Genomic DNA, 24,678 nt, shown 5'->3' with positions numbered 1-24,678 from the left:
CCCGCTGGGTTCTTTATAGATTTACGTCGATTCTGTGCCGCATTTTTCCTGGCTTCCAATATAGAATTAGTCTCGAGCAATACCCTTAAGGTATGAAAGGAGCCGTTATGGAACTGCGTCATCTGCGCTACTTCCAGGTGTTGGGGCAGACCCTCAACTTCACCCGCGCGGCCGAACGCCTGCACATCGCCCAGCCACCGTTGAGCCGGCAGATCCAACAATTGGAAGAGGAATTGGGCGTGATTCTGCTGGAGCGTGGCCGACCGCTGCGGCTGACCGAAGCCGGGCGGTTTTTCTATGAGCACGCCAATGTGTTGCTCGAACAATTGGCCAAGGTCTGCGACAACACCCGCCGCATCGGCCAGGGCGAGAAGACCTGGCTGGGCATCGGCTTTGCGCCGTCGACCTTGTATGGCGTGCTGCCGGAATTGATCCGGCGGTTGCGCAGCCATGAGGCGTTGGAACTGGAGTTGGGGCTGTCGGAGATGACCACCTTGCAGCAGGTCGAGGCGCTCAAGGCCGGACGTATCGACGTGGGCTTCGGGCGCATTCGTATCGACGACCCGGCCATCGTCCAGCGCGTGCTGGTGGAGGATCGGTTGGTCGCCGTGCTGCCCGCCGGCCACCCATTGCTCGATGCACCCGCGACCCTCGCCCAACTGGCCGCCGAGCCGTTTGTGCTCTACCCCGGTAACCCGCGCCCCAGCTATGCCGACCATGTGATTGCACTGTTCGACGCCCACGGCCTGAGCCTCAAGGTGGCGCAGTGGACCAACGAACTGCAGACCGCCATCGGCCTGGTCGGTGCGGGCATGGGCGTGACACTGGTGCCGGCGTCGGTGCAGGTGCTGCATCGCGCGGATATCGGCTACACGCCGGTTGTGGAAGCGACGGCGACCTCGCCGATCATTCTCAGCCGACGGGTGAATGATCAGTCGCCGGGGCTCAGTCATTGCCTGCAGTTGGTTGAAGAACTGATCTGAAATCGCCCAGGTACCGCCCCTCCCACAGGTTGATCTTCATCAGGTTCAAGTACTGCGCATACGCATGCGTTGCAGCGTCTGGCTGGGGGATTCATCGAACAGTTTTCGATACTCCGCCGAGAACCGCCCCAGGTGGGTAAAGCCCCAGCCGAAGGCGATCTCGGAGATGGTGCGGATCGATCCGTGCTCGAGGATTTCCTGGCGCACCGCACTCAGCCGGTGCTTCTTCAGGTAGGCCATGGGTGACAGGGCAAAGTACTTGCGAAACGCATCGAACAGCTTGAACCGCGACACCCCGGCAGCGGCTTCCAGGTCTTCGAGGTGCAGCGCCTCGCGGGCGTTGGCGTGAATGTATTGGCGCGCACGGATCAGGTAATGGGGCAGTTTCACCCCCAGTACGGCGCGCAGTTCTTCCGAGTAGTTGTTCGGTTGGGCGAGGATCAGGCCCTTGATCAATGAGCTTTCCAGGTCACGGGTGAACGCCGCCTGTTCATACAATTCGCTACGGCACTCCAATTCGGCGATGAAGTAGCGCGCCATGCGCCACCACGACGCCGACGCCCCCTCCACCGCATCCATCACCGGTTCAAATTGCAGTGGCGCGTCAACCGGCCGTTGCAGCAAGCCCTCCAGCGACTCGCTCATCGCCGCCCGCGTGATCACCACCTGCAACTTGCGGCAGTCACCGGATATGGCCAGCACCTGGTGTTCATTGGGCGCAATGATCACGCCCTGATCACGGTTGGAACTCAGGCGTTGGCCGTTCTTGCTCAGCTCCTGCTCACCCACCAACGGCAGCGTGAGGCTGTAGCTGCTGAAGTGCTCGGCGTCTTCGATATCGATGGTCACGTCGGTGCCGTATTCGATCACGCCCAGGGTGGTGGCCCGGGACTTGAACACGTTGGCACTGTGATGAAAGCGCAGGCGCTCGGGCGTGCTCGTCGCCAGGCGGTGCGGCCCGCAAATGCCGGACATCCAGCTGCGGGCGCCTTCGAGGTCGAAGCGTTGGACATGGATATCGCGTGTAGGACTATTCATCAGTGTGCACCCACGGCGGTCAGGCGGTTGCGCGCTCTGGCGGCGCGTCGTTGTGGCTCCACAGCAAGTTCTACGCCACGCCGGCCCGATTGCAACCGGGTGGATAGCAACCGTCCACTATGTGGATAAACCGCAGGTGTTGACGCCCCTTGCCTCGCCAGACGGTAGCGCGTCGCGTCACCGCCCTGCACCACCGTGGGTATTTGCTGCCCAACTTTGCGGCCCACCTTCCCCCATTAAGCGGATAGCCCGCCACCTTGCCGCAGCCTCTTAATGGCTCACCTGTTCAGCCATTATCAAAAGGTGCCTCCCATGAGTGGTGCAAGAAGCGTCGAGCAATGGAAAAGCTTTATCGAGAGCTGCCTGGATTTTCGCCCAGCAGACGCCGTATTCCGCATCGCCCGCGACATGTTCACCGAGCCGGAACTGTTCGATCTTGAGATGGAGTTGATCTTCGAGAAGAACTGGATCTACGCCTGCCATGAAAGCGAACTGGCCAATCATCATGACTTCGTGACGATGCGCGCCGGGCGCCAGCCGATGATCATTACCCGTGATGGCGAGGGCCGGCTCAATGCGCTGGTCAACGCCTGCCAGCATCGCGGCACCACCCTGACCCGGGTCGGCAAAGGCAACCAGTCCACCTTCACCTGTCCGTTCCACGCCTGGTGCTACAAGAGCGATGGCCGGCTGGTGAAGGTCAAGGCGCCGGGGGAATATCCGGAAAGTTTCGACAAGGCAACGCGCGGCCTGAAAAAGGCCCGCATCGAGAGCTACAAGGGTTTTGTCTTCATCAGCCTGGATGTGAATGGCCGTGACAGCCTGGAAGACTTCCTCGGCGACGCCAAAGTGTTCTTCGACATGATGGTCGCGCAGTCCGCCACTGGTGAGTTGGAGGTGCTGCCGGGCAAGTCGGCCTACACCTACGACGGCAACTGGAAACTGCAAAACGAAAACGGCCTGGACGGGTATCACGTCAGCACCGTGCACTACAACTACGTGGCCACGGTGCAGCATCGCCAGCAGGTGAATACCGAGAGCGGCAGCGGGTCCGCCAGCACCCTGGACTACAGCAAGCTCGGCGCCGGCGACGCCAACACCGATGACGGCTGGTTCGCCTTCAACAATGGCCACAGCGTGCTGTTCAGCGACATGCCCAACCCCAGCGTGCGCTCCGGCTACGCCACCATCATGCCGCGCCTGGTACAAGAGCATGGCCAGCAGAAGGCCGAGTGGATGATGCACCGCCTGCGTAACCTGAATATCTACCCGAGCCTGTTCTTCCTCGACCAGATCAGCTCGCAGCTGCGCATCATTCGTCCGGTGGCGTGGAACAAGACCGAGATCATCAGCCAGTGCCTGGGGGTGAAAGGCGAATCCGACGCCGACCGTGAAAACCGTATTCGCCAGTTCGAAGACTTCTTCAACGTCTCGGGCATGGGCACACCGGACGACCTGGTGGAGTTCCGCGAAGCCCAGCGTGGTTTCCAGGGCCGCCTGGAACGCTGGAGCGATATTTCACGCGGCAGCCATCGCTGGGAAACCGGGCCAACGCCGAACAGCGAAGCCATCGGCATCTCGCCGGCCATGACCGGCACCGAATTCACCCATGAAGGCCTGTACGTCAACCAGCACCGCAACTGGCAGCAGTTCCTGCTCAAGGGCCTGGACCAACACGCGCTGACACTGCGGGAGGTGGAATGATGAATGCGCCATTGCAGTATCGGATCGAGCAGTTTTTCTACCTTAAGTCCGAGCTGTGCGACGCCCAGGACTGGGACGCCTACGTGCAGTTGTTCGACCCCCAGAGCGAATTCCACCTGCCGCAATGGGACTCGGAGCACGTCTACACCCGCGACCCCAAGCGCGAGATGTCGCTGATCTACTACGCCAACCGTTCGGGCCTGGAAGACCGCGTGTTCCGCCTGCGCACCGGCAAGGCGGCGTCCGCTACACCGATGCCGCGCACCTTGCACCTGATCAACAACGTACGCATCGCCGAGCAGGCGGACGGCACGCTGGAGGTCCGGTTGAACTGGCACACGCTGTTCTATCGGCTGGCCACATCGGAGCAGTTCTACGGGCATGCCACCTATCGCCTCAAGCCCCATGGCGACAGTTGGCTGATCACTCGCAAGCATGCGCTGCTGCTTAACGACACCATCAATTCGGTGCTGGATTTCTATCACCTCTAAAGCACCCTTGTTGTTGTGGTGAGCGGGCTTTTTGTGGTGAACGGGCTTGCCCCGCGCTGGGTCGCGCAGCGGCCCTTGGTGCAAGCACTGCGGTTTGGCGGGAAAAATGCGGCGACTCTCATGGGGCTGCTTCGCAGCCCAGCGCGGGGCAAGCCCGCTCACCACAACAGGCCGTACGTACGTCATAAATATGCAGAGAACAACACATGAATCACAAAGTGGCCTTCAGTTTTGCCGACGGCAAGACCCTGTTTTTCCCGGTGGGCGCAAATGAAATCCTGTTGGATGCGGCGCTGCGCAATGGCATCAAGATCCCCCTGGACTGCCGCGAAGGCGTGTGCGGCACCTGCCAGGGGCGGTGCGAGTCGGGTGACTACACCCAGGACTATGTGGACGAGGAAGCCCTCTCTAGGCTCGACCTGCAACAGCGCAAGATGCTCAGTTGCCAGACGCGGGTGAAGTCCGACGCGGCGTTCTACTTCGACTTTGATTCGAGCCTGTGCAATGCGCCGGGGCCGGTGCAAGTGCGCGGGACGGTCAGCGAGGTGCAACAGGTGTCGACCAGCACGGCGATCCTGAAGGTGCAGTTGGATGCGCCGCTGGATTTTCTACCGGGCCAATATGCGCGCCTTGCGGTACCGGGCACAGGCCATTGGCGTTCCTACTCCTTCGCCAACCTGGCGGGCAATCAATTGCAGTTCCTGATCCGCTTGCTGCCCGATGGGGTGATGAGCAACTACCTGCGTGAGCGCTGCCAAGTCGGCGATGAACTGCGGATGGAAGCACCGCTGGGTGCGTTCTACCTGCGCCATGTGACCCAACCGCTGGTGCTGGTCGCCGGCGGCACCGGGCTGTCGGCGCTGCTGGGCATGCTCGATCAACTGGCCGCCACCGGCTGCAACCAGCCGGTGCATCTCTACTATGGCGTACGCGGCGCCGAGGACTTATGCGAAGCCCCACGCATCGCGGCCTATGCGGCGAAACTGCCGGGTTTTCGCTACACCGAAGTCCTCAGCGATGCCGCCCCCGACTGGGCCGGCAAGCGCGGCTACCTCACCGAGCATTTCGACCTGGCCGAATTGCGCGACGGATTGGCGGATATGTACGTGTGCGGCCCTCCGCCAATGGTCGAATCCATCCAACAATGGCTGGCGGATCAGGCACTTGATGGCGTTCAGCTGTATTACGAAAAGTTTACGCAGAGTAATATCTGACTCCTCAGCACTTCTGAGGGGTTCTACCCCGAGAAAAACAAGTAGAAGGGAACGTTAATGGCGGATGACATGGTTAACCCGGCAGGCCTCAAGCGTGGCCTTAAGAACCGGCATATTCAGTTGATCGCCTTGGGCGGGGCGATAGGCACGGGGCTGTTCCTCGGTTCGGCCGGGGTACTCAAGTCGGCAGGGCCGTCGATGATCCTGGGCTACGCGATCGCCGGTTTCATCGCGTTCCTGATCATGCGCCAGCTCGGCGAGATGATCGTCGAAGAACCGGTGGCCGGCTCGTTCAGCCACTTCGCGCACAAATACTGGGGCGGTTACGCGGGCTTCCTGGCCGGCTGGAACTACTGGGTGCTCTACGTGCTGGTGGGCATGGCCGAGCTGACTGCGGTGGGCAAGTACATCCAGTTCTGGTGGCCGCAGATCCCGACCTGGGTCAGCGCCCTGGTGTTCTTTGTCGCGGTGAACCTGATCAACACCCTGAACGTGAAGTTCTTCGGTGAAGCGGAGTTCTGGTTCGCGATCATCAAGGTGGTGGCGATTGTCGGCATGATCGTGCTCGGCTGTTACCTGCTGTTCAGCGGCACCGGCGGCCCGCAAGCGTCGGTCAGCAACCTGTGGAGCCACGGCGGATTCTTCCCGAATGGCGGCATGGGGCTGTTGATGTCCATGGCCTTCATCATGTTCTCGTTCGGCGGCCTGGAGCTGGTGGGTATCACCGCTGCCGAGGCCAGTGAGCCCCGCAAGGTGATCCCCAAGGCGATCAACCAGGTGGTGTACCGGATCCTGATTTTCTACGTCGGCGCATTGACCGTACTGCTGTCGCTGTACCCATGGGATCAACTGCTGCAAACCCTCGGCGCGTCAGGCGATGCCTACAGCGGCAGCCCGTTTGTGCAGATCTTCTCGCTGATCGGCAACGACACCGCCGCCCACATCCTCAACTTCGTGGTGCTGACCGCGGCGCTGTCGGTGTACAACAGCGGCGTGTACTGCAACAGCCGCATGCTGTTCGGCCTGGCCGAGCAAGGCGATGCGCCGAAAGCGCTGATGAAGCTCAACAAGCAAGGCGTACCGCTGCGAGCCCTGGCGATCTCGGCGCTGGTGACGATGCTGTGCGTGGTGGTCAACTACGTGGCACCGCAAAGTGCCCTGGAGCTGCTGTTCGCGCTGGTGGTTGCCTCGCTGATGATCAACTGGGCGCTGATCAGCATCACCCACATCAAGTTCCGCAAAGCCATGGGTGAGCAAGGGGTAACACCGTCGTTCAAGACCTTCTGGTTCCCGTTCAGCAACTACCTGTGCCTGGCGTTCATGCTGATGATCATCAGCGTGATGCTGGCGATCCCGGGGATTCGCGAGTCGGTGTATGCGATGCCGGTTTGGGTGGGGGTTATCTATGTGGCCTACCGGTTGCGAATGAGCAAGACGAAAGCGGTCGCCGCCTCCCGCATTTGATTGCATTGCAAATGAAAAGCCCCGGTGATCCGGGGCTTTTTGTTTACAGCGTGGAGCGCACTCGCCACAGCTCGGGGAACAGCACGGTGTCGAGCATCTTGCGCAGGTAACCCACGCCCTCGGTGCCGCCGGTGCCGGGCTGGAAGCCGATAATCCGCTCCACTGTGGTCACATGCCGGAAGCGCCATTGGCGGAACGAATCCTCCAGGTCGATAAACTTCTCGGCCAACTGATACAAGTCCCAATACCGGCTCGGATCGCGATACACCTCGCGCCACGCCGCCTCCACCGACTCATCGTGAACGGTCGCCGCCGTCGGATCGCGCTCGGCACGCTTGGGGTCAATCGCCAGCCCCGCCTTGACCATCAGGTTGATCGCCTCGTCATACAGCGACGGCGTGGCAATCGCCACCTGCAACGCCTGCAACAACTCAGGCCGATGGGCGTGGGGGCGCAACAGCGCCGGGCTCTTGTTGCCGAGGATAAATTCGATCTCGCGGTACTGGAACGACTGGAACCCGGACGATTGCCCCAGGAACGGGCGAATCGCCTTGTATTCCGACGGCGTCATGGTCGCCAGCACGGCCCAGGCGTGCACCAGTTGATCGAAGATCCGCGACACCCGCGCCAGCATCTTGAATGCCGGCGGCAACTCGCCCAGGCGCACGTGTTCGCGGGCGGCCTTGAGTTCGTGGAGCATCAGCTTCATCCACAGCTCGGAGGTCTGGTGCTGGATGATGAAGAGCATTTCGTTGTGGTCCGGCGACAGCGGGTGCTGGGCGCTGAGCACTTTGCCCAGGTCCAGGTAGTCGCCGTAGCTCATGGACTCGGAAAAATTCAGTTCGGCGTTATGCCATTCTTCCGGTGGCTGGTAGTCGGCAGAGAAAGGACATTGGCTCATCGCGTGGGCTCCTTGAGCGGGCGGAGAATGGCACGGACCGGGCTGGCGTCCAGGTTGGCGAAACGCAGCGGCAGGGCGATCAGTTCGTAGTCGCCCTCCGGTACGTCGTCGAGCACGATGCCTTCAAGGATCGCCATGCCATGCCGCGCCACGGCGTTGTGGGCATCCATGGCCTTGGACTGTTGCGGGTCCAGGGAGGGCGTGTCGATACCGATCAGGCGCACACCCAGGCCGGCCAGCAGTTCAATGGTCTGCGGGGCGATGGCGGTGAAGTTCGAATCCCATTCGGTCAGCGGTGCTTGTGGATAAGTACGCAGCAGCACGCGCTCCGGCAGGTTATCCACACGCCCTTGCAACTGATGGGGCTGGACCAGCGCACCGCTGTCCAGGCAATGCAGCACCCGGCACGGGCCCATGTACACCTCCAGCGACACCTCGCCAATCGGCGCTCCGTCGGCGCTGTAATGCAGCGGCGCATCCACATGGGCGCCGGTGTGCGGCGACAGGGTGATGCGTCCGACATTCACCGGGCACTCCGGGCCGAACTGCCACACACGCTCTTCCTGGAACGGCGTATCGCCCGGCCAGGTCGGGGTTGCCGTGCTCAAGGGCGGGCTGATATCCCACCACGTTTTTATTGAGGTCATTTGAAGGCTCTCGGCGGTTACTGGGGTGAATGATACGAGGGCCAGACGTGAATTTTCTTGCGAATTCGTGCGCCGTGAGTGACTTCTTTCGCACTTACTGCGAGGAAATGACTGATTCACGCTCAAAAGTGTCGGCTGACCCGGCGCCATCGGGGGCAAGCCCCCTCCCACATTGACTGCACATGGCTTGAGGAGTCGTGTTCACCTGCGCTTCTGGGCATCCCGATGTCGAGTTCAGACCACTGGCGCAACGTCCCAGGCCTTAGGGTGCATCTTTCCATTCCCTGCCTCGGAGTCATCATGTCCACGCCCATCACCGTACTGCGCGACACCCACCCCCTGCCGGTCCTGGATGCCTGCAAATGGGAAAAGCTCGAAGGCGACCCGCACACCGTCAACCTCAACGCCTACACCAGCGAAGACGGCAGCAAGATCATGGGCACCTGGATCTGCACGCCGGGCAAGTGGTATGTCGAATATGTGAAATGGGAATACTGCCATTTCCAGGAAGGCTACTGCGTGATCACGCCTGAGGGGATGGAACCGATTCACTTGCGGGCTGGGGATATCTTTGTGGTGGAGCCAGGGATGAAGGGAACGTGGGAAGTGGTCGAGACGGTACGTAAGTATTTTGTGTTTGCTTGAGTTTTTTGTGGTGCAGTCGCCTTCTGTGGTGAGCGGGCTTGCCCCGCGCTGGGCTGCAAAGCAGCCCCAATAAAAAACGCCGCATTCTCTCAGAAAGAATGCGGCGTCTGGTTTCAGGGCCGCTTCGCGCCCCAGCGCGGGGCAAGCCCGCTCACCACAATGCTCGTCCCTGAATGCCCTTATTTGGGCTTGCGGTAGCTGTTGATAATCGCCGAGAAGTCTTGGCCCCCTTCCCCACGCTGACTCATCGATTGGTACAACTGCTGAGCCACAGCCCCCAGAATCACCGGCTGTTTCGCCTGGCGCGCCGCCTCGGTAGCCAGGCCCAAATCCTTGAGCATCAAATCGGCACCAAACCCGCCGGTGTAACCACGGGACGACGGCGCGGTTTCGATCACGCCCGGCCATGGGTTGTAGGTGTCGGAACTCCAGCAGCGCCCGGTGGAGCTGTTGATGATCCCGGCCAGCACCTGGGTATCGATGCCCAGCGCGTCGCCCAAGGCCATGGCTTCGCTGACGCCGACCATGCTGATGCCGAGCAGCAGGTTGTTGCAGATCTTGGCGATTTGCCCGGTGCCCACATCGCCGCAGTGCACGATGTTGCGGCCCATCTGTGCCAGCACCGGTTGCAGGGTGGCGAACAGTTCCGGGGTGGCGCCGACCATGAAGGTCAGGGTCCCGGCCTGCGCCCCGCCGGTGCCGCCGGAGACCGGTGCGTCGGCCATCACCACGCCTTGCTTGGCGGCAGCAGCGGCGACGTCGCGCGCGGTCTGTGGGTCGATGGTGCTGCAATCCACCGCGGGCACGCCGTTGCCGATCCCCGCCAGCACACCGTCTTCATTCAACCAGACACTGCGCACATGGGCGGCGGCGGGCAGCATGGTGATCACCAGCTCGGCGCCGCGGGCAGCGTCACGCGGCGAGTCGCTGATGTTGCCGCCCAATTCGGCGAGTTCCTTGAGCACCGTCTGGTTCAGGTCGAACAGGTTCAGCCCATGGCCGGCCTTTATCAGGTTGCGGGCCATCGGTGCGCCCATGTTGCCCAAGCCGATAAATGCAATCTTCATGGTCGTCTCCCGAATCAGCGCAGGTTGATGGTGGTATTGACGCCATCGTTGACCGTGTCGTCGTCAAACCAACGGCTGGTGACGGTCTTGGTCTGGGTGTAGAACTGCACCACTTGCTTGCCGTACGGGCCGAGGTCGCCGAGCTTGGAGCCACGGGAACCGGTGAAGCTGAAGAACGGCACCGGCACCGGGATCGGGATGTTGATGCCGACCTGGCCCACATCGATTTCGCTCTGGAATTTACGCGCCGCCGCCCCGCTCTGGGTGAACAGGCCGGTGCCGTTGCCGAACGGGTTGGCGTTGACCAGCGCAATGGCCTGATCGAGGGTGTCGACTTCCAGCACCACCAGCACCGGGCCGAAGATTTCCTGGGTGTAGATCTGCATATCGGTGGTCACGCCCGAGAACAGGGTCGGACCGACGAAGTTGCCTTGCTCGAAGCCCGGCACCTTGATGTCGCGGCCATCCAGCTCGAGCTTGGCGCCTTCTTTCACGCCGCTTTCGATCAATTCCAGGATACGGGCCTTGGCGCGCTTGGAGATCACCGGGCCGACATCCGTGCCGGCTTCGCTGCCGGCGTTGACCTTGAGCTTTTGCGCCAGCGCTTTCAGATCCGGCAGCCATTGCTTGGCCGCGCCCACCAGCACCACCACCGAGGTGGCCATGCAACGCTGGCCCGCCGCGCCGAAACCGGCACCGACGAGGGCATTGAGGGTGTGCTCGCGGTTGGCATCCGGCAGCACCACGGCGTGGTTCTTGGCGCCCATCATCGATTGCACGCGCTTGCCGTGCTTGCCGGCCAGGTCGTAGACATGAGTGCCGACGGCAGTCGAACCGACAAAGGACACAGCCTTGATGTCTTTATGGGTGCACAGCGCATCCACCACGTCCTTGCCGCCGTGCACCACGTTGAGCACACCCGCCGGTACGCCGGCTTCCAGCGCCAGCTCCACCAACAGCAGGGTCGACAGCGGGTCTTGTTCGGACGGCTTGAGGACGAAGGTGTTGCCGCAGGCGATGGCCATCGGGAACATCCACAGCGGAATCATCGCCGGGAAGTTGAACGGGGTAATGCCGGCACACACGCCGATGGGTTGGCGCAGGGTGTAGGTATCGACGCCACCGGCGACGTTCTCGGCGAACTCGCCCATTTGCAGGGTGCCGATGGAGCAGGCGTGCTCCACCACTTCCAGGCCACGGAAAATATCGCCCTCGGCATCGGCAATGGTCTTGCCCTGCTCGGCGCTGAGGACCACCGCGATGCGCTTGGAGTGTTCGCGGATCAGGGCTTGCAGCTTGAGCATGATGCGCATGCGCGCGCCGATCGGCGTCAGCTTCCAGGTCTGGAAGGCTTGATGGGCGGCGTCGATGGCGGCATTGACTTCATCGGCCGTGGCGAACGGGACTTTGGCCAGCACTTGCTGGGTGGCCGGGTTGACGATGTCTTGCCAATGGGTGGTCTTGGACTCGACCCACTCACCATTGATGAGCAACTTGACCTGTTGCACGGAAATATCGGCAGATGCGTTCATGTGGTCTCCAACTCTTATATTTATGCAGAGACAAGGCGCTTGAATCGCCTTGAAGAATGAGGCGTTCGGACTGTTTTTGGAGTATAGATGTGCAAATCTCTAATAAGAACGCACATAAAAGCCGGTCCAATATGCAAAAAAACATCACATCACTGGGTTCCCTGAATTGGGATGACCTGAAGTTTTTCCTCGAAGTGGCCCGCACCCGCAAGGCCAGCGTCGCCGCCAAGCGCCTGGCGGTGGACTACACCACCGTGTCGCGGCGCATCAGCTCATTGGAAGTGTCCCTCGGTACGCTGCTGTTCGAAAAATCCCGGACCAACGGCTTCGTCCTCACCCCCGAAGGCCAGCGTTTGCTGGGCTACGCCGAGTCCATCGAAAGCACCCTGCACATGGCCTGCGAGCAAGTGTCCGGCTCCGGCGTGGCGCTGTCCGGCCATGTGCGCATGGGCTGCACCGAAGGCTTCGGCAGCTTCTTCGTCACCCCGCAGTTGAGCCACTTCGTCGACACCTACCCCGCCATCTCGGTCGACATCCTGCCCCTGCCCCACTTCATCAGCCTGTCCAAGCGCGAAGCCGACATCGTCATCGCCCTGGAACGCCCGGAACACGGGCCCTACGTGTGCTGCAAACTGTGCGACTACAAACTGCAGCTGTACGCGACCCAGGAATACCTCGACCAACACCCGCCTATCCACAAACCGGCAGATTTGGCCGAGCATCCGTTTATCAGCTATGTGGATGATCTGGCCTTCAGCTCGGAGCTGCTGTACCTGGCCAACGTCGTGCCCGGCGCCAGCGCCAGCCTGCGCAGTACCAGCGTGATTGCGCAGTACGTGGCGGCGCAGCAAGGGCGGTCGATGGCGATCTTGCCGTGCTTTCTGGCGGCGCAGGATCCACGGTTGCTGCCGGTGCTAGGGGAGCAGATTGCGATTACCCGGCAGTTCTGGATGTATTGCCGGGAGGACCTGAGGAAGTTGAAGCGGATTACTCTGCTGTGGGATTACATCAGGGAAGTGACGGAGCAGAACCAGGGGTTGTTGATGGGGGAGACAAGGGAGATGCGGTTTGCGGATTAAGGGCCAGCAACGATAACTCCCCTTAAATGGCAGGAGGCTCCTAGAGAATCTCCGGCCAACTAAGCGAACACCGTTCGAATGTGGGAGGTGGCAAGCCCTCTCCCACATTTTGATTGGATTTCAGATTGAAATCGGACTGCCGGCTCAGTCCGCGATCACCACAATCGACACCCGCCGATTCTCGGTACGCCCTTCCGCTGTGTCGTTGGTGTCCACCGGTTTACTGCTGCCCAGCCCACGCAGCTGGATGTTTTCCTCTTTCATGCCCACGCCCTGCAGCACCGTCGCCACGCTTTTCGCGCGGCGCAGGGACAGTTGCTGGTTGTAGGTTTCCTTGCCCGAGCCGTCGGTGTGGCCATCGACGCGTACGCGCTCGATGCCCACACCCAGCAGGGCCTTGCCGATGCGTTGGACGATGTCGGTGCTGGGTTGGTTAAGGGTTTCGACGTCACTGCCAAACAGCACTTTGCCGGACAGGCCGAACGCCCAGCCGTCATCGGTAAGCTCGAAGCCCTGTTGCTTGAGGACGGCGACTTGCGCCGGGGTCAGGCCTTTGGGAGGCGCCGTCTGGCAGCCGCCAAGGGCGAGCAGTGTCACCAGCAGGGTGATAAACATAAGACGCGCGGTCGAGAACAAGGGATCAACTCCTGTGTTGAACGTTGACGACGGGGCTCTCCGACTCCGCCGTTTGCTGGCCACCCGAGGACAAACGCTTGGCCTGGTACATCGCCGCATCGGCGGCATTGAGCAAGGTGCCGGGTGTGACGCCATGTTCGGGGTAGATGGCGATACCAATACTGAGGGAGGTCAACACCTGGGTGTCGCCAGGCACGGCAATCGGCATGTCCATGCTGGCGATGATTTTTTCGGCAATGCGCTGGGCGTCTTCCACCTTGTGCAGCGGCGCCAGCAGGATGGCGAACTCGTCACCGCCCAGGCGCGCTACCAGGTCATCTTCACGCAATTGCGCACGCACCCGTTCGGCGACGGCCACCAGCACGGCATCACCGGCGGCATGGCCGAAGCTGTCATTGATCTCTTTGAACCGGTCGCTGTCGAGGTACAGCACGGCCACCTGCTCCTTGGCTTTGGCGGCGCTGCGCAGCGCGCGAATCAGGCGGCCTTCGAAGTACGCGCGGTTGGGCAGACCGGTAAGGCTGTCGTGGTTGGCCTTGTGGGCGAGAGTTTCGTTTTCGCTTTGCAGATGGTTTTGCCAGGCTTCCATCTCGCCAAGCAAGGCATTGAAGTCGCTGCCCAGGCTGTCGAGTTCGGCGATGCGGGCCGGCGGCACGCGGCGGTCGAAGTCACGCTCGCTGCGGGCGGCGTGGGCCACGGCGGCGAGGCTTTGCAGCGGCTGCGTAATGCCACGCAACAGACGCCGCGCCAAGTGCAGGGCGACCCAGGCACTGAGGACGGTGCAGATCAGGATCCCCGCCAGGCCGCTGAGCAGGAAGCGCAGCAGGCTACCGCCGTGGCCGGTCAGGTGAATGCTGCCGATGGTGCGCCCCTGGTGGAGGATCGGTTGGCTGATGGGCTGCTCGAGCAGGGTATGCGCCAGCGCCAGTTCAACCCGGGAGAGCATGCCGGTTTCCGGACGTTCCCAGTGCGCCAACAGCCGGCCACTGCTATCGAACACGTCAGCCTGGGCGACTTCTTCGGTGGAGGCAATCAGGCTGAGGGCTTCGGTGGCCGCGCCGCGGTCGTTGAACACCACGGCCGCTTCCACGGTGTAGTTGATGGACCGGGCGATCAGGTGCAGGTTGTGTTCGGCGTAGACCCGCAGCGCCAACACGCCGAGCAGGGTCAGGGAAACACTGGCCAGCGTCACCGCCACCAGCGCCAGGATCATGTGCCCTCGGCCGATGACGGAACGCAGGGTAGGTCGTACGTTCGCCACTTTCATGTGGCGGGCGCCCGGCGCCGGGACAGTTGCAACACGCTGGGATGAATGCGCACGCCGCTGCGCGCCACCGAGTCGAGGTTGACCTCAAACGACACTTGCTCATCGCCCACCCGCAGGCAGAACAGACTGCCCACGGTGCACTGGTCGCCGCCTTCGCTGATGCTGAGCACGGGGTGGCCGATCAACGAGGCAAACAGGCGGTTGCGTTCGTCATTGCTGAGTTTGCCGATGTACACGGCGTCGCAGGCGTTGACCACATCGGGGTGGTCGACCAGCAGGCGCCGCACCACGACCGGACGACCGGTAGCCTGGGTGGTGCCTTTGATCAGGTCGTCGGTGTATTGGGTCGGGCCGACGATGCACAGGCGCAGTTGCTCCGGCTCTACCGGCCAGCGGGCATAGCTGAGGATACCGAGTACCACTTGCGTGACCGCCTGGGCGCGCTGGTCCGCCGGGCCTGGGCCCTCGGCAAATACGCGGGGCGCCAGCAGGCATAGAACCGCCACCAGCAGCAGGCGCCTCCAGCTCAAACTACGCTCTGTGGGCGAGACGGCCACGTTCATGCAGCGATACTCTCAGGTGTTTTCGGGGTGATGCCGCAACGATAGCACAGCATCAGATAGTTCTGACTCCTGACCCAACGCCAGCATCAACCCACTCAAGCGTTTGACCTTGCGTCGCACGGCCTCTTCAAACACCCCGCCCCGGGGTTCGATTAGGCTGAACCAGCGCTTGGCGCGGGTAATGCCGGTGTAGATCAACTCTTTGGTGAGCACCGGGTTCAGCGCGTCCGGCAGGATCAGCGCGGTGTGGGTGAACTCCGAGCCCTGGGATTTGTGCACGGTCATGGCGTACACGGTTTCCACATCATTGAGACGGCTGGGCAGGACAAAGCGCACGCCACCCTGGCCATCGTTACGCGGGAAAGCCACGCGCAGCACCTGGGGGCCGCCGTCGCTTTCAGGCAGTTTGAGGGCAATGCCGATGTCGCCGTTCATCAAGCCCAGGCCGTAATCGTTGCGGGTCATCAACACCGGGCGGCCTTCGTACCATTGCTCATCGCCTTCAATCAGGCGCACTTTGCGCAAGGCGGCCGTGATGCGCAGGTTCAGCCCCTCCACCCCCCAAGGGCCCTTGCGCACGGCGCAGAGCAGTTGGAACGCATCGAAGGCTTGCAGCAGTTGTTGTGCCCAGTGGGTCCAGGCGAGGTCATCGCGCGGGGTGTCGACGGTGGGGCGCGCGCTGTGCAGCAAGTTGAGGTAATAGCGATAACCCTGGGCGCCGTCGCCCTGCCCGTCCAGCACCAGGCGCTCCAGGGCGTGGTCGTGCTCGCCTTTGAGGCTGACGCAGAACAAGTCGCTGTGGCTGCCCGCGGCCAGCAGCTTGCGGGCCTCTTCGGCGTTTTGCTGGTTGACCCAGCGCGCCAGTTGGCCGATGCCGCTGCCTTCGCCGAAACGCCGTGAGTAGCGCAACATCACCACTTGCTGGGCCAAGGGATGGCTGCCATCGAGGTCTTCGTGCAGGCCACTGGCGCTGAGGTCTTCGCCGCTGACGGTTTGCAGCCATTGGCGGGTGTGGGGGCTGTACCAACCAGCTTCGGCGTCGCGGCACAAATCACCGAGTACGGCGCCGGCCTCTACCGAGGCGAGTTGGTCCTTGTCGCCCAGCAACACCAGGCGAGCATGGGGCGGTAACGCATCCAGCAGGTTAGCCATCATTTCCAGGTCGATCATCGAGGCTTCGTCCACCACCAGCACATCCAGGGGCAGCGGGTTGCCAAGGTGATGGCGGAAGTGCCGAGTGCCCGGGCGACTGCCCAGCAAGCGGTGAACCGTGGTGACCTGGGTCGGGATCTTTTCCTTCACGCTTTGCGGTACGTTCAGCGACAGCACTTGCTGGCTGATGGATTCGGTCAAACGCGCGGCGGCTTTACCGGTCGGCGCGGCCAGCCGGATGCGCAACGGGCTGCCAGACTCTACGGCGGGCGCCTGCAACAGCGCGAGCAAGCGCACCACGGTGGTGGTCTTGCCGGTGCCGGGGCCGCCGGTGACGATGCTGAATGCACCGCGGGTGGCCAGGGCGCAGGCGAGTTTTTGCCAGTCGATCACGCCATCGGGCGCCGGCTGGTCAAACAAGCCATTCAAGCGCTGGGGCAAATCGGCGGCGACGTTTTCCTGGGTGGCGAGACGCAGGCGCAAGGCGCTGTCGATACGTCGTTCGTAAGTCCAGTAGCGGCGCAGGTACAGGCGTTTGCCCGACAGTACCAGGGGACGACTGTGTGCCGATTCGCTGCCGTCCACCGCCAGGGCGACCAACGGGCTGGCGGCCAGTGCATGGCACCAGTGGGCGCCGTCGAGGCCGTCGAGCAATTGCGACGGCAGCAGCATGGCGCCGCTTTGCAGGTCGCCTTCGGGCGGCAGGGACAGGGCAAAATCCGGCGCGTTGAGGGTTTCGAACAGGTCCAGGCACACATGGCCGTGGCCGAGTTGATGGCTGGTCAGCGCCGCCGCCAGGAGGACCAAGGGGTCGGCGTGTGGATCGAGCTCGTGCAGGAAGCCCACGAACGCCTTGTCCAACGCCCGCAGCCACCCCCTGTCAACCCAACGCTCCAGCAGGTGCACCAGGTCGGCGGCGCGGCTCAAGGGCGCTAACGCCTCAAGCGGTAACGGCGACAGGCTCATAACAACACTCCTTGTTCCCAGGCAGGCTCAGCCTTGGGCGGGATGGGCTTGCCCTGGAACAGCAGGTCCAGGCTTTCGATCAGTTCCCGTGGCGGCCGGGTGAAAAACGCCCCTCGGCTGACGGCCTGAGTGCCGCGCAGGAACAGGTACAGCGCGCCACCCACATGACGGTCGTAGTCGTAGTCCGGCAGGCGCGCCTTGAGTTGACGATGCAGCGCGAGCAGGTAAAGCACGTATTGCAGGTCGTAGCGGTGCTCGAGGATCGACTGTTCCATGGTGTCCTGGGTGTAGGCCGAATCGTCAGGGCCGAGCCAGTTGGATTTGTAGTCGGCCACGTAGTAACGGCCGTCATGTTCGAAGGTGAGGTCGATAAAACCCTTGAACATGCCGTTGAGCAGCACCGGTTCGGCGGCGACGCGGGACACACCGTTGTGGGTGTACTGGCACACCAGCTTGTCGAGGGCGAGCACGTCGACTTTATGGCTGGCGAACCAGAACTCCATTTCGATCTGGTAGTGCTGCAGGTCGCTCAGGGCGACCTGGTCGTTATCCACCGGCAGCGGCGTGTGCAGCAGATGGCCCAGCCAATCGCTGAGGGTGACGATCCAGCCTTCCCAGTTGCGGCGATTGCAGCGCGCGCCTACGGCGTGTTCGATGGCTTGCGAGGTCACGTTGAAGCCTTCTTCCCCGGCCCACTCCAGCAGGCCGTGAAGGAAGGTGCCGGGGTTCGGACCGCGTGGGAAACGGTGAATGTCTGCGCCGGACGCCGCCACGTCACGCGGTGCATCGGGATCGAGACGTTCGTCATCGAAAAGCTTTTGCGCCTGTGGGCTTTCGGGCGCTTCAAGGTGGGCGACGCTCATGCTGTCGCCAATGCGCAAGGCACTGTAGGACGCGATCCACCAGTTCTCGGCGGCCTTGCGCTTGGGTAACAAGGGCGCGAGCAAGTGGGCGGTGTTGCGCGGCGGGTGGAACAGGATGTCCTGGGCGTCGGGCACAGGGGCGTAGTGGATGGCCGGGCAGCCGTCCTGCAGATCCAGCAGCCAACGCGCGAGGCCGGCAGACTCACTCAACGACGCACCGGCGCCGAGCAAGTAACCCAGCGCCGACAGGTGCAGTACCGAGCTGCTGCTGTTGCCACGTTTGAGGTCGGCAACGCCGAGCCAGCAGGCATGTTTGGCGCGGGTCAGGGCCACGTAGAACAAACGCAGGTCTTCGGCCAGGCGCTCATCGTCGGCCTGGGCGATCAACTCGGCGGTCGGGCGCAGGCTGACGTGGGATTTGCCGTGTTCATCGTGGTAATGCAGCGGCAGGCGACTGCCGTCGACCGGCTTGGCCGAGCAGATGAAAGGCAGGAAGACCAGGTCGTACTCCAGGCCCTTGGATTTGTGAATGGTCACCACCTTGACCAGTTGCTCGTCACTTTCCAGGCGCAGGATTTGCTCTTCGCCGGCCTGGCCGGACAACGCCAGGTGCTCGGCCAGGTGGCGGATCAACGCCTGTTCGCCGTCCAGTTCCGACGCGGCTTGTTGCAACAACTCGCTGAGGTGCAACAGGTTGGTCAGCACACGTTCGCCGTCGCTGCGGGCGATCAGGGTTTGCGGCAGTTTGAAGTCGTGCAGCAGGCGACGCAGCATCGGCAACACGCCTTGGGTGCGCCAGATCGTGCGGTAGCCTCGGAACTGCATCACGCGGCTTTCCCACGCCAGTTCGTCCTGGTTCAGACGCTCCAGTTCCGGCAGTGACAGGTTCAAGGTGACGCAAGCCAGGGCGGCCCGCAGCGGCCGCTCGACGTCCGGCTCGGCACAGGCCTTGAGCCAGGCGAGCAGGTCGTGGGCTTCCTGGGCGGCGAAGACAGAGTCCTTGTCGGACAGGTACACGCTGCGCACGCCACGGGCGGCCAACTCGGCGCGCACGGCCTGGGCTTCCTTGCCGTCGCGCACGAGGATGGCGATGTCCGACGGCAGTACGCCTTTGAAGCTGTCGTCCGGTTGCAGGAAACCAGCCGTACCTTGCTGCCCGCCGTTGAGCAACTCGACAATCTGCGTGGCACAGGCGCCGGCCAGTTGTTGGCGGTACACCGCGTTGGAAACCGGCTGGTCGGTGGGCAGATGCCAAAGGTTCATCGCCGGCAATGTTTGGCCGTCGACCTGCAGCTTTTCCTTGCGGCCTTGGGACAACACCGGGTGGAACGGCACCGGATTGTCGCCATTCGACTCCCGGAACAGGAACGCGCCGCGGCCGGTTTCCGCCCGCTGGAACACGTGGTTCACTGCCTCGACCATCGCATGGCTGGAACGGAAGTTGGTGCCCAGGGTGTGATGACGGCCGAGCGTGGATTTGCGCGCACGCAGGTAGGTGTAGATATCGGCGCCGCGGAAGGCGTAGATGGCTTGCTTGGGGTCGCCAATCAGGAACAGGCCGCTGTCGAGGTGGTTCTCTTCGATACGGTAGATGCTGTCGAAGATGCTGTACTGCACTGGGTCGGTGTCCTGGAACTCGTCGATCAGGGCCACCGGGAACTGCTCGCGGATCACACTGGCCAGACGCTCGCCGCCATCGGCTCGCAGGGCAGCGTTGAGGCGGATCAGCATGTCGTCAAAGCCCATTTCGGCACGACGGCGTTTTTCTTCTTCAAAGCGGTTGCCCACCCAAACGGCAGCGTGTTGCAACACCGCCGCGTCGGGGGTTGGCAGCGCGTCGAGGGCGGCCTTGAGGCCGGCCATGGCGTCGATGCCGGGGTGTTGCGGCGGGTCGCCCTTCCAGGCTTCGGCCATGCCGTCGGGGGTGAGGCGAGTGAAGCCGGTGCCGATGTCCAGTTGCTCGAGGGTTTCGTCAGCGGCCCAGGCGCTGATCTTTTCGAACCAGGGCTCGAAGTAACGCGCTTGCATCTTGCGGCCGTCGACGGCTTTGGCGGCTACGGCTTGCAGACAGATATCGCGTAGCTCGGCGGCCCATTGTTGCCAGGGAGCCTTGATGTTTATCAACGCTTCACGGCGTTCTTGCAGGCAAGCGTTGATCAACTCGGCGGGTTCGCGGGTTTCATCCGTCGGCCGTTCGCTGCCGAACAGTGCGCGCACGCGTGGCATCAACGCGGCCGGGCCGCCCCAGTTGTTGCGTACCCAGTTGAGTACGTCGTCGTGCATCGGGTAGCAGAACAGTCGCCAATAATCGCGCAGCACTTCGCCGAGCAGGTCACTGTGGTCGGTTTCCAGGGTCTGGGTGAACAGGCTGCCGCTGTCGAACGCGTGTTCGCGCAGCATGCGCTGGCACCAACTGTGAATCGTGGAAACCGCCGCTTCATCCATCCACTGGGCGGCGATGTCCAGGCGGTTGGCACAGGCGGGCCATTGCTCGGGGAGGTATTGCGCACGCAGGTCGGCGATCAGCGCGTCGGGCTGTTCAATCTCTTCGCGGAAGAAACGTGCAGCTTCGGCCAAACGAATGCGGATGCGTTCGCGCAGCTCTTTGGTGGCGGCATCGGTAAAGGTCACCACGAGGATTTGCGGCGGCAGCAGTTCACGGCCAAAACCGGACTCACCGTCACCGTGGCCAAGGACCAGACGCAGGTACAAGGCGGAGATGGTGAAGGTTTTGCCGGTGCCGGCGCTGGCTTCAATCAGCTGGCTGCCATTCAACGGGAAGGCCAGGGCCAAGGGTTTGCTGCTCATGGGCCGGCCTCCTCGCCTGTGAGTGATCGCCATGGGGCGTTGATGAGCGGTCGATACAAGGTTTCGCACCAGCCTTCGAACTCTTCGCTGGCGACCAGGGCGGCGTAATCGGGGAACTGTCGGGTGAGCGCCGGGGTTTCGCGACGCTCGCCGTCGGTGGTCAGGCCGTCACCTTCATAGGCTTTGCTCGCGGCGGCGTGGGCTTTGACCGGATCGGTTTGGCTGAGCCAGGCGAAGGCAGTCTTGACGGCTACCGGGAGCGGCTCTCTCATGCCGCTGTGCCAGGCCAACAGCAGGTTGCCGAGGATTTCCCGGGCGATGGGCTTATCCAGCGGGGCCAGTAGCAACGTATCGTCGCTGGCCACCAACCCCGTGCTCAACGACAGACCGCAGGCACAGGCCACCACATGATTGACCCAAGGACGAATCAGACGATGCCATTTGCGTGTTTTGACCGAGCCGATGCTATTGGGGATGGTGGTGACACTCAGCAATCCGCCATCACTGCGTCGATGCAGGCCGCTGATCCAGCCTTCCAGCGCTATACCTTGATGCTCGAAACTGATCGGTTCTGCAGCGGTGTGTGGCGTTGGCCAGAGCGCCAGCAACTGCTGGTAGCGTTGCAACAAGTCGGGCAGGGGCTCAATGAGTTCGTTGCGCAGGCACTCGCCGAAACCAACCATCGGCAACAGGCCACTGCCTTGCAGCCGCAGAGCCTGGGCGTTGAGGGCCTGGTCGAGGTGTTCGGGCTGGGACAGCGCAGCGTTCAACAGGCTGTCGCTCAGGCTGTAGCGTTGCAGCGCGTCAAGCACGAAGGGTTCTTCATCGGCCAAGGGTACTTCGGCGGCTTCGAAGAACACTTTCAGACGCTGGCTGAAGAAGTGTTTGACCGGGTTGCGCAGGAAGTCCTGCAACTGGCCGAGACTCAGGGGCTCTTCCTGTTGGTGCTGCGCCAGTTGATCCTCTTTGGGGACGTTATCCACAGCTTGGTGGAGTAACTGCCATTCGCGGGCATAGCTGAACAGCGCATCACCTTCGTGGAAGTAACGGGCGCTGAAGGGTTGGAGCGGGTGTTCCTGGGTCATCGCGTCCAGTAGCGGTGTTTCTTGTGCGTTGTGCCAGCCACTGGCGATATGGTCACGCAGTTGGCCGATGAGTACAGAGGCCGGGCGCTCGCTGTTATCGCGGATGCTACGGCCGACCCAGCTGATATAGAGCTGGTCGCGGGCGGACAGCAGGGCTTCGAGCAGCAGGTAACGGTCGTCTTCGCGGCGCGAACGGTCGCCGGGCCGGTAGTCGCTGCCCATCAGGTCGAAATCCAGCGGTGGTTGGGCGCGTGGGTAGTCGCCATCGTTCATGCCGAGCAGGCAGACGAGTTTGAAGGGGATGGCGCGCATGGGCATCAGGGTGCAAAAATTGACAGCTCCGGCGAGGAAGCGCTGGGACAGACGGCCTTGATCCAGGCCGGCCAGCCAGGCTTCGCGGACTACGGTAAGCGGTAACTCATCCTGCAGGCCAACGGACTCGCAGGTTTCCAACCAGGTTTCCCTGAGTTGCTCAAGCTGACCCAACAGGTAGTCGTCGTGCTCGCTGCTGGGTAGGAAGAAGAGTTGCATCAGGCGTTGCAGACGCTCGCCCCATTCGTGGGGTGCTGCGGGTTGTGACAGCGCTTGATGGACATCGCTGAGCGCATCAAGCAAAGCGACCAGTGGGCCGATCAAGGCCGCATCAAGCCCGCCGATTTCGTCGTAGGGCTCAATGCCTTCGCAGGCTGCACCGGTGCCGACGGCGTAGCCTAGAAGCATACGGCGAAGGCCAAATCGCCAGCTGTTTTGTTCCAGCTTACTCGGCAGACCGAGACCCGCGCGTTGCTCGGCGTTGAGCCCCCAACGGATGCCAGCGCCTTCGATCCAGCGGTGCAGTGTGGGCAGATCGCGCTCCTTGATGGCGAAGCGTTCTCGCAAGGCCGGGACATCCAACAGGTCGAGAATCTCGCTGACGGGGAAGCGGCTGTCGGGGAGTTTGAGCAGGTGTTCAACGGCGATCAGCAGGGGATCGCGGCCGCGCTGACCTTGATCGGTCAGGGTGAAGGGGATGAAGCGGGGATCGATTCTGTCCAGTTGACCGAATACCGCGCGGATATGCGGCGCATAGCTGTCGACGTCGGGGACCATGACGATGATGTCCCTTGGGCGAAGCGTGGGGTCGGCGCTGAAGCGTTGGAGCAATTGGTCGTGGAGAATCTCCACTTCGCGTTGGGCGCTGTGGGCAATGTGGAAGCGGATGGATGTATCACGCTCCAGATCGACAGCCGGCCATTGTTCCCGAGTCTCATTGAGCGGGCGCAGTTCGAGGATATCGTCCTGAAGCTGGTTGAGCAGTGTGGTGGGCTCGCTGTCGCTGAACAGGTCGATTCGACCATCGCGAAAAGCGGCGCGGTAGCTGTTGGGATCGTCGTAACTGTCCAGCAGGCTGATGTAATCACGACCTTGTTTGCCCCAGGCGGCCAACAGCGGATGAGCATGTTGGTGCAGGGTTTGTGGGTCGATGGTAACGGGCATGCCGGCTTTGCGCGCCTGGCGCTTGTATTCGTTACGCAGCAGGTCTTTGTCGGCCACGATGTCGGACCAATGGTGGCGACACGGGTTGTGCACGCACAGCAGGACTTGGCTGAAACGGGCCAGGCCGGCCAGCGCCTCCAGCGCTTGGGCGGGCAAGGAAGAAATCCCGAAGACAATCACCCGGGAAGGCAGCCCCTTCGGCGCTTGCTCAAGCGCATTGATACGTTCGATAAAGCGCTGGTGCACGCCGGCGCGGCTTTCGGCCATGCCCTCTTCACCGACGTCCAACAGCAGCGCGCGCCATAACTCGGCTTGCCAGCAGTTGGCCGGGCTGAGTGGCTTTGATTCGCCTCGACCGTTACGCAATTGATGACGGCCAGCGGCCCAGTCTTCCAGCCAGTCAGCGCGGTAGACCTGGTATTGGTCGAACAGGTCAGCCAGTCGTTCCGCCAGTTGGTAGCGTTTGCGCAGGTCGGAGTCGTGGGTCAAGAAGCGTTGCAACGGCTCGAAGTGCTGTTGATCGATGAGTTCCGGGAGCAGGCGCATCAGGCGCCAAGTGAGCGGGGCTTTATCGAGCAGGGATTTTGGAGGGATTTCGTCACGTCCCAGGACCATGCGATAGAGCTGCCACATGAAGCTGCCGGGGAGCTGTACATCGATGGCGGCGGCAATTCCGCAGCCTCCCATATCGTCGTCTTCCGGGTCTTCAGCCAAGGCCAGTTTGAGCCACTGGGCAATGCCGTTGCTTTGTACCAGGGCGATTTCGTTTTCCAGGGGCGCCAGGGGATAACGGCGCATCCAACTCACCACCAGGCTGCGCAGTTCGTCCAAGCGGTTGCCGTGAACCACCATGAATCCAGCACTGAGGGACGTCGCATCCGGCATAACGGCTTCCTTGGGAAAAGCAAAATCGAGGGCATGGACTTTAGCACTGAAGCCCCTCCCGAGGCGCCTCTTCGCACTTTCCGACCGCCCAAAACAAAACCCCACCTGCTTTCGCAAATGGGGTTTCGGAATTTAATCTTGACGATGACCTACTCTCACATGGGGAAACCCCACACTACCATCGGCGATGCATCGTTTCACTGCTGAGTTCG

At 62.3% G+C, this 24,678-nt stretch carries 18 protein-coding genes and 1 rRNA gene; 7 read left to right on the top strand and 12 right to left on the bottom strand.

What is annotated here, in order from left to right:
- The first annotated feature begins 107 nt into the window (after nucleotides 1-107).
- Complete coding sequence (locus Q8X51_RS25995; RefSeq protein WP_065925953.1) at nucleotides 108-983, top strand: LysR family transcriptional regulator; 876 nt, start codon at nucleotides 108-110, stop codon at nucleotides 981-983.
- 45 nt (nucleotides 984-1,028) lie between these two features.
- Here the strand turns inward: Q8X51_RS25995 and Q8X51_RS25990 are convergent, their stop codons facing one another.
- Entirely contained in the window at nucleotides 1,029-2,021 is a 993-nt protein-coding gene (locus Q8X51_RS25990) for an AraC family transcriptional regulator (RefSeq protein ID WP_074847615.1), read from the bottom strand.
- A 312-nt stretch (nucleotides 2,022-2,333) separates the two neighbouring features.
- Here Q8X51_RS25990 and antA point away from each other — a divergent pair, with 312 nt between their 5' ends.
- From antA to Q8X51_RS25970, 4 genes are all read left to right on the top strand, one after another.
- The gene (gene antA, locus Q8X51_RS25985; RefSeq protein ID WP_065947227.1) at nucleotides 2,334-3,725 is read left to right on the top strand and encodes an anthranilate 1,2-dioxygenase large subunit; all 1,392 of its coding nucleotides are present in this window, start codon (nucleotides 2,334-2,336) and stop codon (nucleotides 3,723-3,725) included.
- Nucleotides 3,725-4,216 carry an anthranilate 1,2-dioxygenase small subunit gene (gene antB / locus Q8X51_RS25980; protein ID WP_065925950.1) on the top strand — a complete coding sequence of 164 codons (492 nt, stop codon included), beginning with the start codon at nucleotides 3,725-3,727 and terminating at the stop codon, nucleotides 4,214-4,216. Before antA ends, antB begins: the two co-directional genes overlap by 1 nt.
- A 206-nt stretch (nucleotides 4,217-4,422) precedes the next feature.
- A complete protein-coding gene (gene antC, locus Q8X51_RS25975; RefSeq protein WP_065925949.1) occupies nucleotides 4,423-5,430 on the top strand; it encodes an anthranilate 1,2-dioxygenase electron transfer component AntC in 1,008 nt (335 codons plus the stop codon).
- Between the two features lie 57 nt (nucleotides 5,431-5,487).
- A complete protein-coding gene (locus tag Q8X51_RS25970) occupies nucleotides 5,488-6,894 on the top strand; it encodes an amino acid permease (protein WP_065925948.1) in 1,407 nt (468 codons plus the stop codon).
- Between the two features lie 43 nt (nucleotides 6,895-6,937).
- On the opposite strand, the gene kynA is transcribed toward Q8X51_RS25970, so the two are convergent.
- Complete coding sequence (gene kynA / locus Q8X51_RS25965) at nucleotides 6,938-7,795, bottom strand: tryptophan 2,3-dioxygenase (RefSeq protein WP_027607676.1); 858 nt, start codon at nucleotides 7,793-7,795, stop codon at nucleotides 6,938-6,940.
- Nucleotides 7,792-8,442: an arylformamidase gene (kynB, locus tag Q8X51_RS25960; RefSeq protein ID WP_407694719.1), complete on the bottom strand. Its 651-nt coding sequence runs from the start codon at nucleotides 8,440-8,442 to the stop codon at nucleotides 7,792-7,794. Before kynB ends, kynA begins: the two co-directional genes overlap by 4 nt.
- A 300-nt stretch (nucleotides 8,443-8,742) precedes the next feature.
- Here kynB and Q8X51_RS25955 point away from each other — a divergent pair, with 300 nt between their 5' ends.
- Entirely contained in the window at nucleotides 8,743-9,087 is a 345-nt protein-coding gene (locus Q8X51_RS25955; protein ID WP_110621685.1) for a cupin domain-containing protein, read from the top strand.
- Between the two features lie 179 nt (nucleotides 9,088-9,266).
- Here the strand turns inward: Q8X51_RS25955 and mmsB are convergent, their stop codons facing one another.
- Both mmsB and Q8X51_RS25945 read right to left on the bottom strand, forming a co-directional pair.
- Complete coding sequence (gene mmsB, locus Q8X51_RS25950; protein WP_065925946.1) at nucleotides 9,267-10,154, bottom strand: 3-hydroxyisobutyrate dehydrogenase; 888 nt, start codon at nucleotides 10,152-10,154, stop codon at nucleotides 9,267-9,269.
- A 14-nt stretch (nucleotides 10,155-10,168) separates the two neighbouring features.
- A complete protein-coding gene (locus tag Q8X51_RS25945; protein WP_065925945.1) occupies nucleotides 10,169-11,686 on the bottom strand; it encodes a CoA-acylating methylmalonate-semialdehyde dehydrogenase in 1,518 nt (505 codons plus the stop codon).
- A gap of 131 nt (nucleotides 11,687-11,817) precedes the next feature.
- On the opposite strand from Q8X51_RS25945, the gene Q8X51_RS25940 reads away from it, so the two are divergent.
- Nucleotides 11,818-12,765 (top strand): LysR family transcriptional regulator, encoded by a 948-nt coding sequence (locus tag Q8X51_RS25940; RefSeq protein ID WP_065925944.1) that lies wholly within the window; start codon nucleotides 11,818-11,820, stop codon nucleotides 12,763-12,765.
- A gap of 144 nt (nucleotides 12,766-12,909) precedes the next feature.
- Here the strand turns inward: Q8X51_RS25940 and Q8X51_RS25935 are convergent, their stop codons facing one another.
- The 7 genes from Q8X51_RS25935 to rrf all read right to left on the bottom strand — a co-directional run.
- The gene (locus Q8X51_RS25935; RefSeq protein WP_065925943.1) at nucleotides 12,910-13,401 is read right to left on the bottom strand and encodes an OmpA family protein; all 492 of its coding nucleotides are present in this window, start codon (nucleotides 13,399-13,401) and stop codon (nucleotides 12,910-12,912) included.
- Nucleotides 13,402-13,405: 4 nt separating this feature from the next.
- Entirely contained in the window at nucleotides 13,406-14,668 is a 1,263-nt protein-coding gene (locus Q8X51_RS25930; protein WP_065925942.1) for a diguanylate cyclase domain-containing protein, read from the bottom strand.
- Nucleotides 14,665-15,231 (bottom strand): YfiR family protein, encoded by a 567-nt coding sequence (locus tag Q8X51_RS25925; RefSeq protein WP_065925941.1) that lies wholly within the window; start codon nucleotides 15,229-15,231, stop codon nucleotides 14,665-14,667. Before Q8X51_RS25925 ends, Q8X51_RS25930 begins: the two co-directional genes overlap by 4 nt.
- A 12-nt stretch (nucleotides 15,232-15,243) precedes the next feature.
- Nucleotides 15,244-17,349 carry an exodeoxyribonuclease V subunit alpha gene (gene recD, locus Q8X51_RS25920; RefSeq protein WP_407694718.1) on the bottom strand — a complete coding sequence of 702 codons (2,106 nt, stop codon included), beginning with the start codon at nucleotides 17,347-17,349 and terminating at the stop codon, nucleotides 15,244-15,246.
- Complete coding sequence (gene recB, locus Q8X51_RS25915) at nucleotides 17,346-21,020, bottom strand: exodeoxyribonuclease V subunit beta (RefSeq protein WP_407694717.1); 3,675 nt, start codon at nucleotides 21,018-21,020, stop codon at nucleotides 17,346-17,348. The genes recD and recB overlap by 4 nt, the downstream gene beginning before the upstream one ends.
- Complete coding sequence (recC, locus tag Q8X51_RS25910) at nucleotides 21,017-24,466, bottom strand: exodeoxyribonuclease V subunit gamma (protein WP_407694716.1); 3,450 nt, start codon at nucleotides 24,464-24,466, stop codon at nucleotides 21,017-21,019. Before recC ends, recB begins: the two co-directional genes overlap by 4 nt.
- Nucleotides 24,467-24,602: 136 nt before the next feature.
- Nucleotides 24,603-24,678, bottom strand: a 5S ribosomal RNA gene (gene rrf / locus Q8X51_RS25905); the annotation flags it as partial.

The organism is Pseudomonas sp. Yb2C2 (genome assembly GCF_052112325.1).
GTDB lineage: Bacteria > Pseudomonadota > Gammaproteobacteria > Pseudomonadales > Pseudomonadaceae > Aquipseudomonas > Aquipseudomonas marginalis.
This window is presented reverse-complemented; position numbering and strand designations above follow the sequence as displayed.